We start from the raw sequence: 14,804 nt of genomic DNA on the forward strand, positions 1-14,804 counted from the left end.
ATCTACCTGATATAGACGATACAATCCGGTTCAAGTAGATATCAATCGTGCAGCTCTCTTATTTCAGAGCTTCAATTTCTTCAAGGGAAAGGCCGGTGGCCGAGGAAATTTGTTCTATACCGAGTCCCATCCTCTTTAGGTTGAGGGCAATGGATCGTTTACCTTCCTTCAAGCCTTCCGCCCGGCCTTCCTCCATCGCTTTCTTTCGGCCTTTCTCTACGGCGAAGTCCAAGGTGTTGTAATAATCGTTATAGATCTTCCACTCCTCCTCGTACTGCGCCCGTTGCTTGGGAGTGAGGTTTGCCATCGAGCCGATCCGTTCCAGTCGCTCGAAGATGGCCTTGCGTGCCTTGAAAGGCATTCTGTCTAAAGTATCCATATGTTTCAATACATAAATCCAACGTTCAAAATCTGTCTCACATTCTTCCTCCTCTTTCTTGAATCGGGGAAGCTCGATATAGATCTGGCGGAACTTGGGGTTGAATACCTCCCTGGTCTCCCGGTCCGCCAAGACGATGTCTCTTCGGAATTTCCCCTTGTTTCCGGTTCCTTTTCCCTCCTCCAATGTGAAGTTTAAGAAAAAGACCCCGTATACGGCCGCCAATTTATAGTCCCATACCCCTTTGATCCCTTGGTCTACCACCGATCGTGCGAGATAATACAAGGTACGATCCTTGAAATAGGGCTGTTCCCGGTTCTGCATCTCGATGATAATCCGCTCCCCGTTGCTTGTCTCGCAGTGAATGTCAAATATCACTTTTCGCTCCAAAGCCGTCTCCGGCATTTGCTCGTTATTCATGATTCGCAGATCCGTGATGACATGCTCACCGGCTAACAGGTCGTTCAAGAACTCGATTAATATGTCCTTGTCTACTTCCCTCCCGAAGATGTGCTTAAATCCCCAATCGGTAAAGGGGTTGATAAATTTTCCCATAGTGTTTATAGGTTTTAGTGATTAATAATGAATGATTATATATAATGAGACAGGCTATCCTGTCTTCCGGTTGTAAAGATACAATCTTTTTAATACGAAAGGCTTAGTTTTGGCTTTTAAAAAAACACGTACGTGTTTTTGGGGGATATAATGGTGATAGGTGGTGTAAGGCAACGCCAGTAGTGCCGTTAGGTATCGTGAATAATATGGCGACACTGATACTCACACAAGGTGCGCATGAAGAAAGTATCTTAGTTTCATCGCCCCATGCACCTAAGATACTTCGCCAATGAACTTAGGATACTTTCTCAATGAAACAAAGATACCTTGTTTTTGTATTAAAAAATAAGATTGGCTACTGCCCGAAGTTCTTCCTAATTTTGCGTGGCTAACAGATACGCCTATCCCGACTGAGTTTCTACTGCCCCGTTATTCACTAGACAAGCATTGAATTATATGTTTGTGGTATTCGCTATGATTACCATGTGAATGTTTGTATTTTATATTTATTATGCGGTATGGATGGATACCATATATAATGTACATGCGTACATTATATAAAAGGTATAAATGACTAGTTTAAACGATCGATTCTTTTAGTCATTTGCAAAGGTACGCGTTTCTTCGATACCTGCAACCCTTCCGGGCTATTTTTTTATCACTTATCCTCTTTCTTATCAATAGGATAGGTTATCCTTTACGAAACAACCGATTCCTTCAACAAACCTCCTGTTCCGACACTAAAAAAACGCAAGATTTAGACGATCGTTTAGACTAGTCGTTTACTAATGACGATTAGCCATCGAGAAGAAGGTAAGTGCTTAATTAACACTATTATTAATATTAAATTTTAAATTATGAACAAGAAGTTTACTATGCTTTTGGCTAGTGCCATGCTTGCGACTGCTTTCTCGGCAGGGGCAGCTGTAGACGCTAAAAAAGGGGATGCGATCTTGTTGAAGTCTGGCACTGATAATTTGTCAGCTTTAACGGGGACTAACTTTGGGAAATTGGGCCTAACCAGTACTCCTGCCGATCTTAATGATTGGGAATTAAAGGGCTTAAATGGTGCTACTTGGACTGTTTCTGCAAAGAAGAACACTCTAGGTAGAGATATTTATTCTTTTGAGAATAAAGCTACAGGTTTAACGCTTGCTGTTGATCCTACCATAGCTATTGATGCAGATAAGGCTGGTGTCGGTGCGAAAGCTTTGACTTTGGGCGGTACCGCATCAGAGTGGGTGGCTGAAGGTGATAAGTTGGTTTCTTATTTCACGGGAGACTCTGTTGTTTATATCGCAAAGAACGGAGGTGATCTTTATTTGGAAAAAACAACAAAAGCTAAATTAGGCTCATCTAAAGCTATTGATCTGTCCTCTGCTAAGAATTTTCCTGAATCAATGATTTTGGATGCAGCTGACTTGAACACGTTATTGCAATCAGTTCCTACTGCTACTTTCTTTGGTTTGAATATGAACCCTAGTGTCTCTACTGGCAAAGCAAATCGGTTGACAGACACTCCTCTTAAGGCTACGGACGTAAGTGGTGCTGGTAATTGGGTAACTTTACAAGCCAAAGATAAAAAAGTGAAGGTTGATGGTGAGGATCAAGATGCCTATGTTGTCGTTGATACCGCTTATTATGATGGTACTGAGACTAGTAAGTTCTTGCAACTTAATTACGATGCTTTCAAAGCGGACAATCGTGAAGAAGGTTCTTATTACTTTAAGTTTACTTATAACGCAGCTAAAGATGAATTATATATTCAAGTTCAGAAGGTAGCTTATAAGCTTACGAAAAATGCAGGTGAGACTGATGCGGACTTTGCTAAGTATATCAAAGAGAATAACAACAATTCTTACTGGAGCATTCAAGATGAAGAAAACCCTCGTACGTTAGCGACCAAAACTGATAAGTTTATCTACATGGCTAGATTGGCTGGAACGAATGTCTTGACTATCAATACGGATGAGACAGATCTAACTGGTACTTCTGCACCTGTAGCTATGGCTAATGTTCAGAAAACAGTTGTCAAGCTTGGCACGAACTTCTCCGGATTGACGCTTACTACGATCCCTGATGGCGTATATTTGGTACAGTACAAGGCCTCGGCAGGAAATCCGAAAATCAAACAAAATGGTTTATATGCTTTGGCAAACTTAGCAGGAAACTTGGGTTGGGCTAATTTGGCTCGTAACCAAGAGTTCAAGCATATGCCTGCCGCTCAATGGGTAGTGGATAAGAATGGCACTTCTTCTACTGCTATGGTTACGATTGATAATCGTGAGTTCAGTGATGTTTCTAATACAAGTGTTCTTCCGTCTCAAATGACTCAATTCTATGCGGTGGAAGGTAGTGATGATGTATTCTATTTCAATGGTAGTGTAGCTGATACTTTGAGTTTTATCAAAGTTGATGAGGCATTGGTTAAGGATACAAAATTAGGTTATAAGTATGTAACGGCTGAAGAAGCTTCTGTTCAGACATATTTGTTCAACTATTTGCATGGGCTGGCGTTGAATAAATATCTGTATACTCCGGCAGGAAAAGACTCTATTGTTCGTGTAGACGAGAATGGAGAGAAAGCGAACTTCCGTTTGACTTTGATCGCAAAGGATGACAAATATGGTTATAAGGATGGTTTGGTAAGAAACGCTTACTATGTTTCTGACGGAAAAGGTCGTTATATCTCATTCGACGGTGTAGCGAATAAGTATATGATGAAATCAGTTCCGACTCCTTTCTTCTTGAAAGAGAACAATTGCATTGACGGTACTCATTATTATACTTTGGTAGAAGCTAATTTGCGTTCTGAGGTATTGGTTAAAGAAGGTAACAATGATATCGCATTATCTTGGTACCCTGCTTCGGAAAATGGTAAAAAGGTTGCTGATGCTAAGACTTTTGCTGCACTGAATACAAAGGAGGTAACTCGTAGTTATGAGCAACCGGATGGTTCCACCGTCACAGTAAAATATTACGCCGATGCAAATGGTAATATTGCGAGCGCTCCATATTATGATAAGGATGGTAATCGTTTGATTGTGGATGGTAGTGAAATTGGTGATGTATATGCTTATAAAGCAAAGGATGGCGTTGTATCATTACAAAAAGCATTCAATTCGATTTCTCGTTCAAATTCTTGGGACTATGCATCTGTAAAAGTATCTGTTGACGACAATACTCTTGATTTGACTGAGGGTACTTTAAATGATAAGTTCTATTCAGAGATCCGTACCTCTGCATTCGCCGTATCAAAAGACGACTCTCCATTGTACCGTCGTTTCAACAACGCTGCGTTAGGCGAGAGTGAAACCGCTGATAGCTTGTTCTTCGTAGAGAAGATCCGTAAGGAATACTTGATGGATGAGTGGAACAAGAACTTGACAGACAAGAATGTAGATTACGCTGGTATCTGGAATAAGGAGAAAGCTGACGGTAAATTAGGATTCATCGTTGATACCGCTTGGGTTAACCGTGGTAATGGCGATATCAAGCCGCAATATTTGATCTCTGTCGCTCGCAATGATCAAGCCGGTACTCCGGGTATTCCTTGTACGTATGAGCATAATCACTTTGATAACGCTGGTAATCCTGTTGACGCAGCGCATTGCTCTCATGCAACTCAAGGCCATTCAGGCTTCGACTACGGTAAGTATTTGGTAAGCTTTGGCGACTCTGCCCTTATTAAGGGCCATGAATTGAAGGTTCCGTATATGGATATCGATGGTGGTTATACTCGCGTAGGTTTTGTTAAGGCAATCCACGCTGGTGACAGCTTGTTCGTCTTGACACAAGGTTTTGAGAACATGGATCCGGCTACATTGGATACAGCTACGATTATCAATGCTTATAAGAAGAGCAAGAGCGAGAACTTTATCGTGAATTTACAGGGTGACAACCACAAGAACGTAACTTGGTCATTCCGCTATGTAAACCCGGATAAGGCTGGTGCTGTAACGGAAGAGGGTGCTGATAACGAATTCTTGTTCGAGTCGAACATCTATAACGAGGCAGGCGTTGCTTCTACAGGTAAGGCTACTAAGGGCTTCGATAAGACCGTTGCCGGTTCAATCGCTCCTTCTTACGCCGCATGGTTGAAGATGCAGAATGGTTGCTTGGTATTAACTCGTGGTGATTCAGAGTTTAGCGCAGCTAAGACTGGCTCTGACGGTGCTTTGATCTTCAACGCATACCAAAAGACTGACGCTGAGGATATGGTAACATCTATCGAAGGCGCTAACGCTGAAGGTGTATCTATCATCGCTGGCAACGGTACTGTAACTGTTCAAGGCGCAGCCGGTAAGTCAGTAGTTATCACGAACATCTTAGGTAAGGTAGTCGCAGAGACTGTTCTTACATCTGATAACGCTACAATCGCCGTACCTGCTGGTATCGTAGCTGTGGCTGTTGATGGCGAGGAAGCTGTTAAGGCTATCGTAAAATAAGATTTATAAAGAAATAAAATAAATCGAAAATACATTCCCGTGCGGGTAACCAAGTACTCCGTGATGGATGAACAAGCGGGAATGGATTAATATTAATACTAAAGTAATAAATTAAAGTTCATCCGTCGTTACCTCCGTGAGGAGAGAGGGCGGTAAGAATAAGTCTTGGTTGGCATTGTATATGCCGCCAAGACTTTATTCCATATGTTGTATTGTTAATCTAAAAATTAAAGGATATGCAGTTTAGTTGGTGGTACCTTTTTGTTTCTATCCCTGTGATATGGTCTTTATGGATAGGTTTCCGGGTCTTTAGGGGGATAAATAAACCAAGTGATTTCTTCTGGTATCCGGAAGGAATGTCATCAGAGAAGTTGAGGGATTCTTTGACCGCATCGAATATCAGTGTAGGTTCTGCTATCTTTGCGTTTTTGAGCTTTGGATATTCTTATAAGCTTGCCGCTTTTATCTCTCCTTTGACATGGCTGCTGGGTTTCTTTATCTTGTATAAGGTATTTCCTCGTATAGAAAATTCGGAAAAGAGAACATTGCATGGCTTTTTGGCCAATCGTTATGATAGTCGATTTATCGGTTATTTCGCTTCTTTGTTATCGATCATCGGATTCTTGGGTACCTATGGTATAGAGATCTTGGTTGGGATAAAGATCGCTAATGTCCTTTTCCCTAATGTCTCCTCTATTTATATTATCTTGGGTTTGAGTCTGGTGGTGTGTACGTATACTGCACTAGGAGGTTTTAAGGCTGTTATTGATACGGAAAAGATGCAATTGTGGTTTTCATACGTCGGGATTGCTGCCGTTTTTGGATTCTTAATATCTCATAATGAGAATGTATTGAGTCTTGAGACATTGGCTTCGGACCATTGGGGATTTTCAAACTTATCAGTGTTATTTGTCCTTTCATTAATTGTGGTGAATGTACCTTGGCAGTTGATCGATATGTCCGTTTGGCAACGAGTCTGTTCCATGCGAGATCAAAAGGATATAAAGAAAGGATTGTCACAATCTATTTACTCAATTGGAATCTCTTGGTGTGTGTTGATTTCATTGGGTGTTTTACTGAATTATTTTCCGGACTTTACGGCTCCTTCGAATAATGATTACGGTTCCTTGCTATTGAGTTATCTCCAAGAACCTTGGGCGTTTGCTCTGTTTGCGGCGGGCTGCTTTGCCGCATTAGTGTCTACGGCAGATACATTATTGATTGCTTCTATACAGACTTTTGTTTTTGATATATTGTATCCTTCACATTCATTGAAGACGATAGAAGATACAAATGACCCGGAGAAAATGAAGGGTTTATTGCGCTATGGAAGGAAAATGGTTTATTTATTCGGACTTATCAGCCCTTTGTTCATTTACTTGGTTAGTATTGTGATACCGGGTGTTCTGGATTTGTTTTTTTTAGTTTATAGTGCTCAGATCATATTGCTTATACCGATTTGCGTGGCGATATTCCGTAAGGATTGTGTACGGATGAGAAAGTATGCGATATTCTCTCTTTCTGCTGGTTTCTTGGCTTCTGTATGCATGATGGTGTGGATGCTTTTTCATCCGGTGGAATACGTTTATCTGTCGGCTCCACTTGTTTCGATTCTGGTTTCTGCGATACCTTGGTTTTTTATTAAGAAAGGAGAAGGTTATGATACTGGAGTTAACAAAAGGTGAGATTTTCGAACTAATGGTTTCAGCTTTAGGAGGATTCCTATTGTTATGTAAATGGATGAAATCTACGAATATGCGAAAAGTAAGGGAATACCTTGAAAAACAGCCCTTAGATGGGCTTTCGGATTGCAGTTGTTTGGGGGATTTTATGAAGCGGTCTTCTTGTAAGAAACTGTTTAACTATTATTTTTTATATAGGCTTGTCTCCATTTCTTATTATTTGCTGCCGGTTGTTTTTTTGTTCTTTTTTCTTGTTGATGCATTTTATTTGTATAACTATTTTCTTGTTGATGGATCTGAAGTATTCGAGAAAGCTTGTGTTCCGATGCAGCAAAGTGTATTGATATTTATTTTTGAATCAGTGGTTGTTATGTTCCCTCTTGTTTTAGGAGAGTGGATTAAAAGAAATACTTATGAGCCTCTTGTATGAGCGACGATTGGAGTCTTGCTATATAGAACGAATATATCCGTATTCGGAATCGAATGCTTTTTTAGGAGTGAGTATTTGCTCTCGTTTATTTTCAGAGAAGACTTTGATTGCTCTGTTTGATTGGTGCAAGGTAAATGTCAAATCTGTTTATGTATTAATAGCCGATGAGATACAAATGTACACTTTTATGGCTTCTAAAGGTTTGGAACGAAAAGAGGCTTGTGCGAAAGCTTTGCAAATAGGCGATATAAAGTATCGATTCATAGAAAGGGTTATCAAGAAAGGTGACTATGACAATGTTCGATTGCTTTCTTGGAAAGCGGTAGCCTTAGAGCCTCGATTCAAGACTTTATTGCAAAGACTTAGATTATTATATGGAACTGAAATCCTTTTTCGGCGGGAAGTTATCAAGCAGATTCTAGAACGTAACAGGCGGTTGCCGGAAGGTTTTCGTTTTGCAAGGATCGACTCTTCTGATTATGATCTAGCTTCTCTTTATATACTGAACGAACTGGCGGTTATTTTATATTTCCATTTATATTTTGATCCGGTGTGCCAATATCAAATCTCACCTTTACCTATGACCCCTTTATTGGAAATCTTGTATGACGGTACTTTTTTGAAAGACTTGCTTGTGCCTAAAAAGGATATTGGTTATATAGAAATTATGGGGGAGAAGGATCTCACTGGCAGAATGATTAAGGTTAATACAAAAGGGGCGCCCTTATAGATAGAACCGCCCCTCCTTATAGTTGTAGATAACTCCTTTACTTTTTTGTGAGTTCGTTATAGCTTATGTATGACTTTCATTAACTGCTCGCCCAAGCCAATTGTATAGCCTTGAGAGACAAATACGACACGGTTGAACGTATCGGCGATCAAGAAGATCGGCAAGGTATTGGCGTTTTGCAATTTCATCGCTGTAGCCATCTCCTTTTGGATCGCCCCGTCGATATCCAGACCGTATGTGATCGTGCCCGGTAAATCGCCGAACTCTTTCGGATCGAAGTTCTTATAGCCCTTCTCGTCAGGGAAGAGAAGCACGATGCCTCGTCCCCAATCTTCTAGTTCCTTCTTCACGGCGGCGATATCACGCATCGCATGGTTTGTCGGTTCTTGGCGGGAGCCTAGAAGCGCTACGATATAGTAGCCACGTCCGGTAGTAGCTAGCAAGCTAGTTTCCTCGCCGTTGTCCGCACGTTTGAATTTATTCTCGGAGTTGAAATTACCGATCACCTGTATCTCGTCCTTGCTTTCGCGCATCTCCAATTGGATCGGGGTGGTCTTGTCTGCCTCCACATTGAAAAACTCGATCTCGGCCAATACGCTACCGTTTGCCATACGAGTACCGGTCACTAACATATAATTACCTTCATCCATGGATAACGGTTTCTTCAGTAATCCGCTCCAAGTATCTCCCAAGCCCATATCCACATTACCGCCTCTCTCGAAATTCAAGGTCTGTAAAGTACCGTTCGGCAAAACCTTGGCGATCGTGAAGTGACTGTAATATTTCGGGTCCTGCAGCGCCTTGATCGGTTGGTAAGAAGCGATTACCTTGCCTTGTTTAGCGGTCGTCTGTACGGCAGCCTCGAAATCGACGTCTACCCAAGCGTTGTCCTTGAAGTACTGGATCTTGCGGGCTACCGGCTCGATACGTGCCGGAATACCTAAGCTACGAGCCACGGCCACGAAGAAGATATTACGGGAGCCCTTATCAGCGATACGAGATTTCCAGACACCCATCGGCATGATCGGAATACGTTGCGCGTTTAGTGCGTCGTTAATGGAGACGTTATTCTTCACCCAATCCACCAATGCCTGTGGATTCTCTACGGCTTGTTTCGCAAGGGAAGGCTCAATATTCGCGGCGAAGAAACTCTTATAAGGAGTCAGGAACTCATTGGCCACACGAGGATTCATGATATATTCATTGAACCATTCGCTTTGAACGGCCGGCGTATTATTCAAATGATCTGCGAAGACAGACGCTGGTGTATCACGTAGATCCTTAGCGGACACGACATCCAATAATGCCATCGCCTGCGCACGCTTCTCGGCGGGAGTCTCCCGTAAGAACTTCTCGATCTCCATCCAGTTACCACGGCTACCAATCATGAAATCCTCCGTCTTCATCGGGTCGATACCCAATTCTTTCGCTAAAGCCTCCGCTTTCTCTTCCGTATAGAAAGTGGCTACATATTTATTACGGATAGCGTCTTCCTCCAATAAACGTTTGGCGTTCGCTTCCTTTTGCTCCGGTGTAACTTCCGCTGGGATAGAGCCATCCACCGGTGGTATGATATCTAGGGCGATCGTCTCCACATCTCCCGGTTTTTTGTTCAAGGCGATCGTAACCTCTCCGTCTTTGCCGAAAGAGACCTTGCTGTAGCCGAATTTGCCGTCCTTGCTGGCCCATACCAACATATCCCCTTTTCCGGCGGATAATGAGCATTTGCCATCCGCGTCCGTCTTCTTGCGGGCTACACTGTTAAACTCGGCATAGTTATAAATCTTGAATTCTACCAAAGCGTCCTTTACCGGCTTGCCATTGGCATCCGTAACCGTGATAACAGCTTTAGCCGAAGGCGCGTAATTATCGATCACGTTGATCTCGGTATACCCATCGGTACGTTCCATGACATCCTCCGGGCCATTGTATTTACCGAATACTTTCGTATGCATCAACATACCCCGGTAAGCAGGGCCGTTGAACCAACCCAGATTCAATACCGGTTCGGGCTCGCAAGCGCCGAGGAAATACCATTTACCATTCACCCAAGCTTCTACCCATGCGTGGTTATCATCCGTATGCGCCCAGCGAGGCGTATATACCTGACGTGCGGGGATACCCACGGAACGTAAAGCGGCTACCGTGAAGGTAGACTCCTCACCGCAACGACCGTAAGCGGTCTTTACGGATGCCAAAGGGGAACTTGTGCGCCCATCGGAAGGAGTATAGATAACCTTCTCATGACACCAGTGATTCACTTCCAGTACGGCGTCGTACAACGAGAGACCCTTCACCCGGTCTTTCAACTCATCAAAGAAAACCATGCGGCTTTCATCCAGATTCTCATTGTTGATTCGTACCGGCAATACGAAATGGCGGAAGATATCCTCTGGGATGCTATCGCCCCAAGGCATCTCATTCCGTGCTTGGAAAGAGGAACGGATGTTTTTCAAATAGAAATCGCCACTATAGTCCGTGATGTCTCCAATCGGCATATAGGCGTACATGAAGGTTAACGCCTCCCTCTCTTCGGGAGTCATTTGATCGTTAAATACTGCGAAAAGGTCTCCGTTAGGCAGAGCGGCCTGTTTCGCTTGGAAATCGTTCTCGACCTCAGCTCGGTAAGCGGCGTCGGTAATAAAATGTTGTTGGTTGTTACAGCTCGTCCATACGAGTAATGTGAACAACAGCGTAAATAGATGTTTTTTGTTCATAAAGCGGATATGTATGTTTGCCAAAAGTAATGATTCTATGCGAGATAGAAAAATTCTCGAACAATTTGTAAGAAAGATTTGTTTTTCTATAGAAAGAATAAATCTGGTCTTCCTGTAAATTTGGGACCGGATTTCTTCTTTTTGTGTGATTATAATTACAAAAAGTTTACGAACTTTGTAACAAAGTATCAAATCACTAATCATAAAACCCGTTTTGCGTATGTTTCAAAATCCTGAGCAAGTGCTATTAATAGCTTCTGTGATCCTGTTTTTAAGTATATTCGCCGGTAAGGCCGGTTATCGTTTCGGCTTACCCGCTTTGTTGTTGTTCCTTGGTGTGGGAATGTTGTTTGGCAGCGATGGTCTGGGCATCCAGTTCAGCGATCCGAATGTGGCCCAGTTTATCGGCATGTTGGCGTTGAGTATCATCTTGTTCTCGGGTGGTATGGATACGAAAGTTGCGGAGGTCAAACCTATCGCCTCGCAAGGTGTGGTATTGGCTACGCTCGGGGTGCTGGCCACGACTTTTATCACGGGCGGGTTTATCTATTGGTTATTTGGTTTATTTGGCAAATATGTTACGTTGACTTTCCCGGAATCTTTATTGCTGGCGGCGGTCATGTCCTCTACGGACTCAGCCTCGGTTTTCTCCATCTTGCGCAGTAAAGGGGTTTATTTGAAAGAGCGTCTGCGTCCTACCTTGGAGCTGGAGAGTGGTAGTAATGACCCGATGGCTTATATGCTTACCTTGCTTCTGATCGCTTACATACAAAGCGGAGGTATGAATATTTGGGAGGCCGGGCTATCCTTGGTCATTCAATTATCGGTGGGAGCTATCGCCGGTTTCTTATTGGGGAGACTGGCTGTGTTGATTATCAATAAGATCGATATAGATAACGAGTCTTTGTATCCGATCCTTTTATTGGCTACGGCTTTCTTCACCTTCGCCGCTACGACCTTATGTAAAGGTAATGGCTATTTAGCGGTTTATATCGCTGGTTTGGTGGTTGGTAACGCTAAGATTGTTCACAAGAAAAGTATGGGGACGTTTTTTGACGGTTTCGCTTGGTTGTGGCAGATCGTGATGTTCCTTACGTTAGGCTTGCTAGTGAACCCGCATGAGTTATTACCGGTGACGGGTGTAGGTGTTATGGTGGGAGTCTTTATGATCTTGATCGCCCGTCCGATTAGCGTGTTCCTTTGTTTGATACCTTATAAGAATTTCTCCTTCAAAGGTAAACTGTATATCTCATGGGTGGGATTACGCGGGGCGGTTCCTATTATTTTCGCTACTTACCCGATGATCGCCGGGATCGAGCATGCTAGTATGTTCTTTAATATCGTATTCTTTATCACGATTCTTTCTTTGCTGATCCAAGGAACCACGGTTACCCAAGCCGCTAAATGGCTGGATATGGTGGATGAGCCGGAACGAAAGGATGAGTTTGGCATCGAGCTTCCCGAGGAGATCAAGAGCGCAATGAGCGAGATCGATATTACCCCGGCGGTATTATCCCATGGAAATAAATTGATGCAGCTGACTTTACCCGATCATACCTTGGCGGTAATGGTGAAACGGGAAGGCCGCTATTTTATCCCGAAAGGAAATACGGAATTAAAGGAGAATGATAAGTTGTTAATGATCTCCGATAATGACGAGGCGCTTTTGCAGGCGTATGATTCCTTGGGGGTGAAGGATTATACGATGAAGAAAAATTGAAATAATGTGCCAATGGGGGAATGTGCCAATATGCCAATGCAGATACTATTTGTGTAGAATAAGCATTGGCATATTGGTACATTATTTTTACCGTACCGGAAATTCAGTTATACGTAAAGTGGTACAGCCATAAGGGATTAACTCGATGCTTTCTTCGTCGCCCATATCATTGCCTTGCTGGGTAAAATACGAGATAGAACCAGAGGAACCTCTATATAAAGACCACCCATTAAGACGTTTGCCTTTCGCCTTGATTGTAATCGGGGCATTCTCTACGTTCCAAGGATAGTCGGTAGTCACTTTCGTTTTCTCTACGACAAAGTTGTCGTTGATTTGGTCTGGTTCCAAGGATTTATGTGTAAGCGCATAGTTCCAAGGGGAATCTGAAGTCACTTGATAATACCAGCTACCGTATTGAGCCGCCTTCTCTCCTTCAAATGTCTTCTTCTCCCATTTCTCGTTCATCTTCAAGGCATAAACCAATGGCCCCCGTTCGATTACCGCACTGCCTCCGTACCAACGGCTGGCCGCTACTTGCATTGGGAGTTCAACGGTTAGGACATCACCTTGTTTCCATTCCCGGTTGATACGGGCGATCTCCCCGGGATATGCATCCACGACGACATTCTCTCCGTTCAGTTTGATCACCGGCTGATTACACCATGCCGGGATGCGAATATGGAAAGGGAAGAAGGCTCTCTTTATTTTTTTATCCTCGAAAGCGAATTTAAAATGCAGAGTCTCGTCAAACGGATAAGCGGTCTCTTCCTCGATTTGCACGGTCACTCCGTTGGCTACCTTAGCTTTGACACTCGAAGGTGCGTATACAAGAGCGGCTATACCATTATCCGCCGTAGCGTACCAAAGGTTTTGAACTAATTTAGGCCAGCCTTGATGTAAGTTTGAGGTACAACAAGGATAACCCGTAAGTTCTCCGAATAAGATATCCGTATCATCGTGTGGCGTGGAGAAATTACGCCACTCACGAGTAACGGCTACTTGGTTGGTTTGCTGATAATATTGGCGGGCAGAGTAATCATCTGTCACTTGAGTCGGCAATGCGTTGTAGGCCACTCGCTCCAGATAATCGGCCCATTGAACATCCCCTGTAATTTCCAGCATCTCTTCCAATGAGAACATCATCTCCACGGCGGTACATAATTCGGAACCGGTAGTCGGCTCACCGAAACGAAGTAGTTCGTCGCCACCCCAAAGCCCGGTCGGGAGACCGATCGTATTATGTATATCCTTTACCGCTTTCTTAACGGCGCATATCTGTTTCGGATCTTGATTCTGTTGATAATAAACAACCGGTTCCTTGAAGCCTTGCGCCAGATTGACACAGTGCAAACTGAGTTGGCGGGATAGATGATCTTGATTTAAGAAGATATCCGTCCAGTTAAACGTCTGCTTATGAATCAACTCTCCTAAATCCAATAAGAACTTGTCGCCTGTGATATTATATAGCCAATAGACGATCATTAAATTATCACCCCCTCTTTGCTCTCCCCAAAAGGTCCATTTACCTAGTGGGTTTTGAGGCAACTCGGCTAATTGGTATTTAAAATATCGAGTAAAGAAATCAATGACCCGTGTATCGCCTGTGGCTGAGTAATATTGTTGCATTACTTTCATCATCACCATCTTAGGCCACCAATCCCGGGAATTGTCCCGTTGTAATCCCGGTTCGTAACTCCGGTCTGTATCCGGTCCGAAATAGCCGTTGGGCTTTTGGGAAGCCAAGGTCCATTCGACCCATGGCTTTACCTTATCGATAAGCGCTTGATCATTGAGTATATAGGCTAGTGGAAGAAGACCGTCTATCCAATAAGGGCCACGTTCCCATACGTCACCATCACCACCTAGCCAACCATTACGAGGGCCCATGACTTTCTCGTATACTTGATCCAAGTTTCCAGTCATGCCGTTCTTCATCCGTACTAATTGCTCCTGCATCCAGCCGGTAGGCCGGATAGAACCGATCGGTAATTCTATGTAAGGTTTCTGTAGCAACGGATAACGGTTGTTCTTGTAATTAACAGAGATAGCTGTTTTTTCATTAGCAAGCTGATTGGCCGCTACGGAAGTGGTAACGACCATAGCGAGCGATAATGCTAATATTTTAGGAAGAAGTTTCATAAGT

General features: G+C 43.2%; 8 protein-coding genes. 5 read left to right on the forward strand and 3 right to left on the reverse strand.

Going from position 1 to position 14,804, the window contains the following annotated elements; genetic code table 11:
* Positions 1-58: 58 nt before the first annotated feature.
* Positions 59-934 carry an Rpn family recombination-promoting nuclease/putative transposase gene (locus DWX84_RS07735; RefSeq protein ID WP_005863254.1) on the reverse strand — a complete coding sequence of 292 codons (876 nt, stop codon included), beginning with the start codon at positions 932-934 and terminating at the stop codon, positions 59-61.
* A gap of 857 nt (positions 935-1,791) precedes the next feature.
* Here DWX84_RS07735 and DWX84_RS07740 point away from each other — a divergent pair.
* From DWX84_RS07740 to DWX84_RS07755, 4 genes are all read left to right on the forward strand, one after another.
* Positions 1,792-5,382, forward strand: coding sequence for a DUF6383 domain-containing protein (locus DWX84_RS07740; protein ID WP_121962693.1), 3,591 nt, complete (start codon positions 1,792-1,794; stop codon positions 5,380-5,382).
* Positions 5,383-5,618: 236 nt separating this feature from the next.
* Complete coding sequence (locus DWX84_RS07745) at positions 5,619-7,067, forward strand: sodium:solute symporter (RefSeq protein ID WP_005863249.1); 1,449 nt, start codon at positions 5,619-5,621, stop codon at positions 7,065-7,067.
* Positions 7,042-7,494: a hypothetical protein gene (locus DWX84_RS07750; RefSeq protein WP_005863247.1), complete on the forward strand. Its 453-nt coding sequence runs from the start codon at positions 7,042-7,044 to the stop codon at positions 7,492-7,494. The genes DWX84_RS07745 and DWX84_RS07750 overlap by 26 nt, the downstream gene beginning before the upstream one ends.
* On the forward strand, positions 7,478-8,224 hold the full coding sequence (locus tag DWX84_RS07755; RefSeq protein WP_121962691.1) for a tRNA-dependent cyclodipeptide synthase: 747 nt from the start codon (positions 7,478-7,480) through the stop codon (positions 8,222-8,224). The genes DWX84_RS07750 and DWX84_RS07755 overlap by 17 nt, the downstream gene beginning before the upstream one ends.
* Before the next feature lie 56 nt (positions 8,225-8,280).
* Here DWX84_RS07755 and DWX84_RS07760 read toward each other — a convergent pair whose 3' ends face one another.
* Positions 8,281-10,941, reverse strand: a complete 2,661-nt coding sequence (locus tag DWX84_RS07760; RefSeq protein ID WP_232054473.1) for a transglutaminase domain-containing protein — start codon at positions 10,939-10,941, stop codon at positions 8,281-8,283.
* Between the two features lie 220 nt (positions 10,942-11,161).
* Between DWX84_RS07760 and DWX84_RS07765 the strand changes: the two genes are divergently transcribed.
* Positions 11,162-12,661 carry a potassium/proton antiporter gene (locus tag DWX84_RS07765; protein WP_122377463.1) on the forward strand — a complete coding sequence of 500 codons (1,500 nt, stop codon included), beginning with the start codon at positions 11,162-11,164 and terminating at the stop codon, positions 12,659-12,661.
* 87 nt (positions 12,662-12,748) lie between these two features.
* On the opposite strand, the gene DWX84_RS07770 is transcribed toward DWX84_RS07765, so the two are convergent.
* The gene (locus DWX84_RS07770) at positions 12,749-14,800 is read right to left on the reverse strand and encodes a beta-L-arabinofuranosidase domain-containing protein (protein ID WP_122377464.1); all 2,052 of its coding nucleotides are present in this window, start codon (positions 14,798-14,800) and stop codon (positions 12,749-12,751) included.
* Positions 14,801-14,804: the final 4 nt, after the last annotated feature.

It is taken from the genome of Parabacteroides sp. AF21-43 (assembly GCF_003635435.1).
Lineage (GTDB): Bacteria > Bacteroidota > Bacteroidia > Bacteroidales > Tannerellaceae > Parabacteroides > Parabacteroides distasonis.

Bases quoted from the DNA above. Each gene is read 5' to 3' on its own strand.
- DWX84_RS07745 (WP_005863249.1), top strand. From the start codon at position 5,619: ATGCAGTTTAGTTGGTGGTACCTTTTTGTTTCTATCCCTGTGATATGG.
- DWX84_RS07735 (WP_005863254.1), bottom strand. From the start codon at position 934: ATGGGAAAATTTATCAACCCCTTTACCGATTGGGGATTTAAGCACATC.
- DWX84_RS07750 (WP_005863247.1), top strand. From the start codon at position 7,042: ATGATACTGGAGTTAACAAAAGGTGAGATTTTCGAACTAATGGTTTCA.
- DWX84_RS07740 (WP_121962693.1), top strand. From the start codon at position 1,792: ATGAACAAGAAGTTTACTATGCTTTTGGCTAGTGCCATGCTTGCGACT.
- DWX84_RS07765 (WP_122377463.1), top strand. From the start codon at position 11,162: ATGTTTCAAAATCCTGAGCAAGTGCTATTAATAGCTTCTGTGATCCTG.
- DWX84_RS07770 (WP_122377464.1), bottom strand. From the start codon at position 14,800: ATGAAACTTCTTCCTAAAATATTAGCATTATCGCTCGCTATGGTCGTT.
- DWX84_RS07760 (WP_232054473.1), bottom strand. From the start codon at position 10,941: ATGAACAAAAAACATCTATTTACGCTGTTGTTCACATTACTCGTATGG.
- DWX84_RS07755 (WP_121962691.1), top strand. From the start codon at position 7,478: ATGAGCCTCTTGTATGAGCGACGATTGGAGTCTTGCTATATAGAACGA.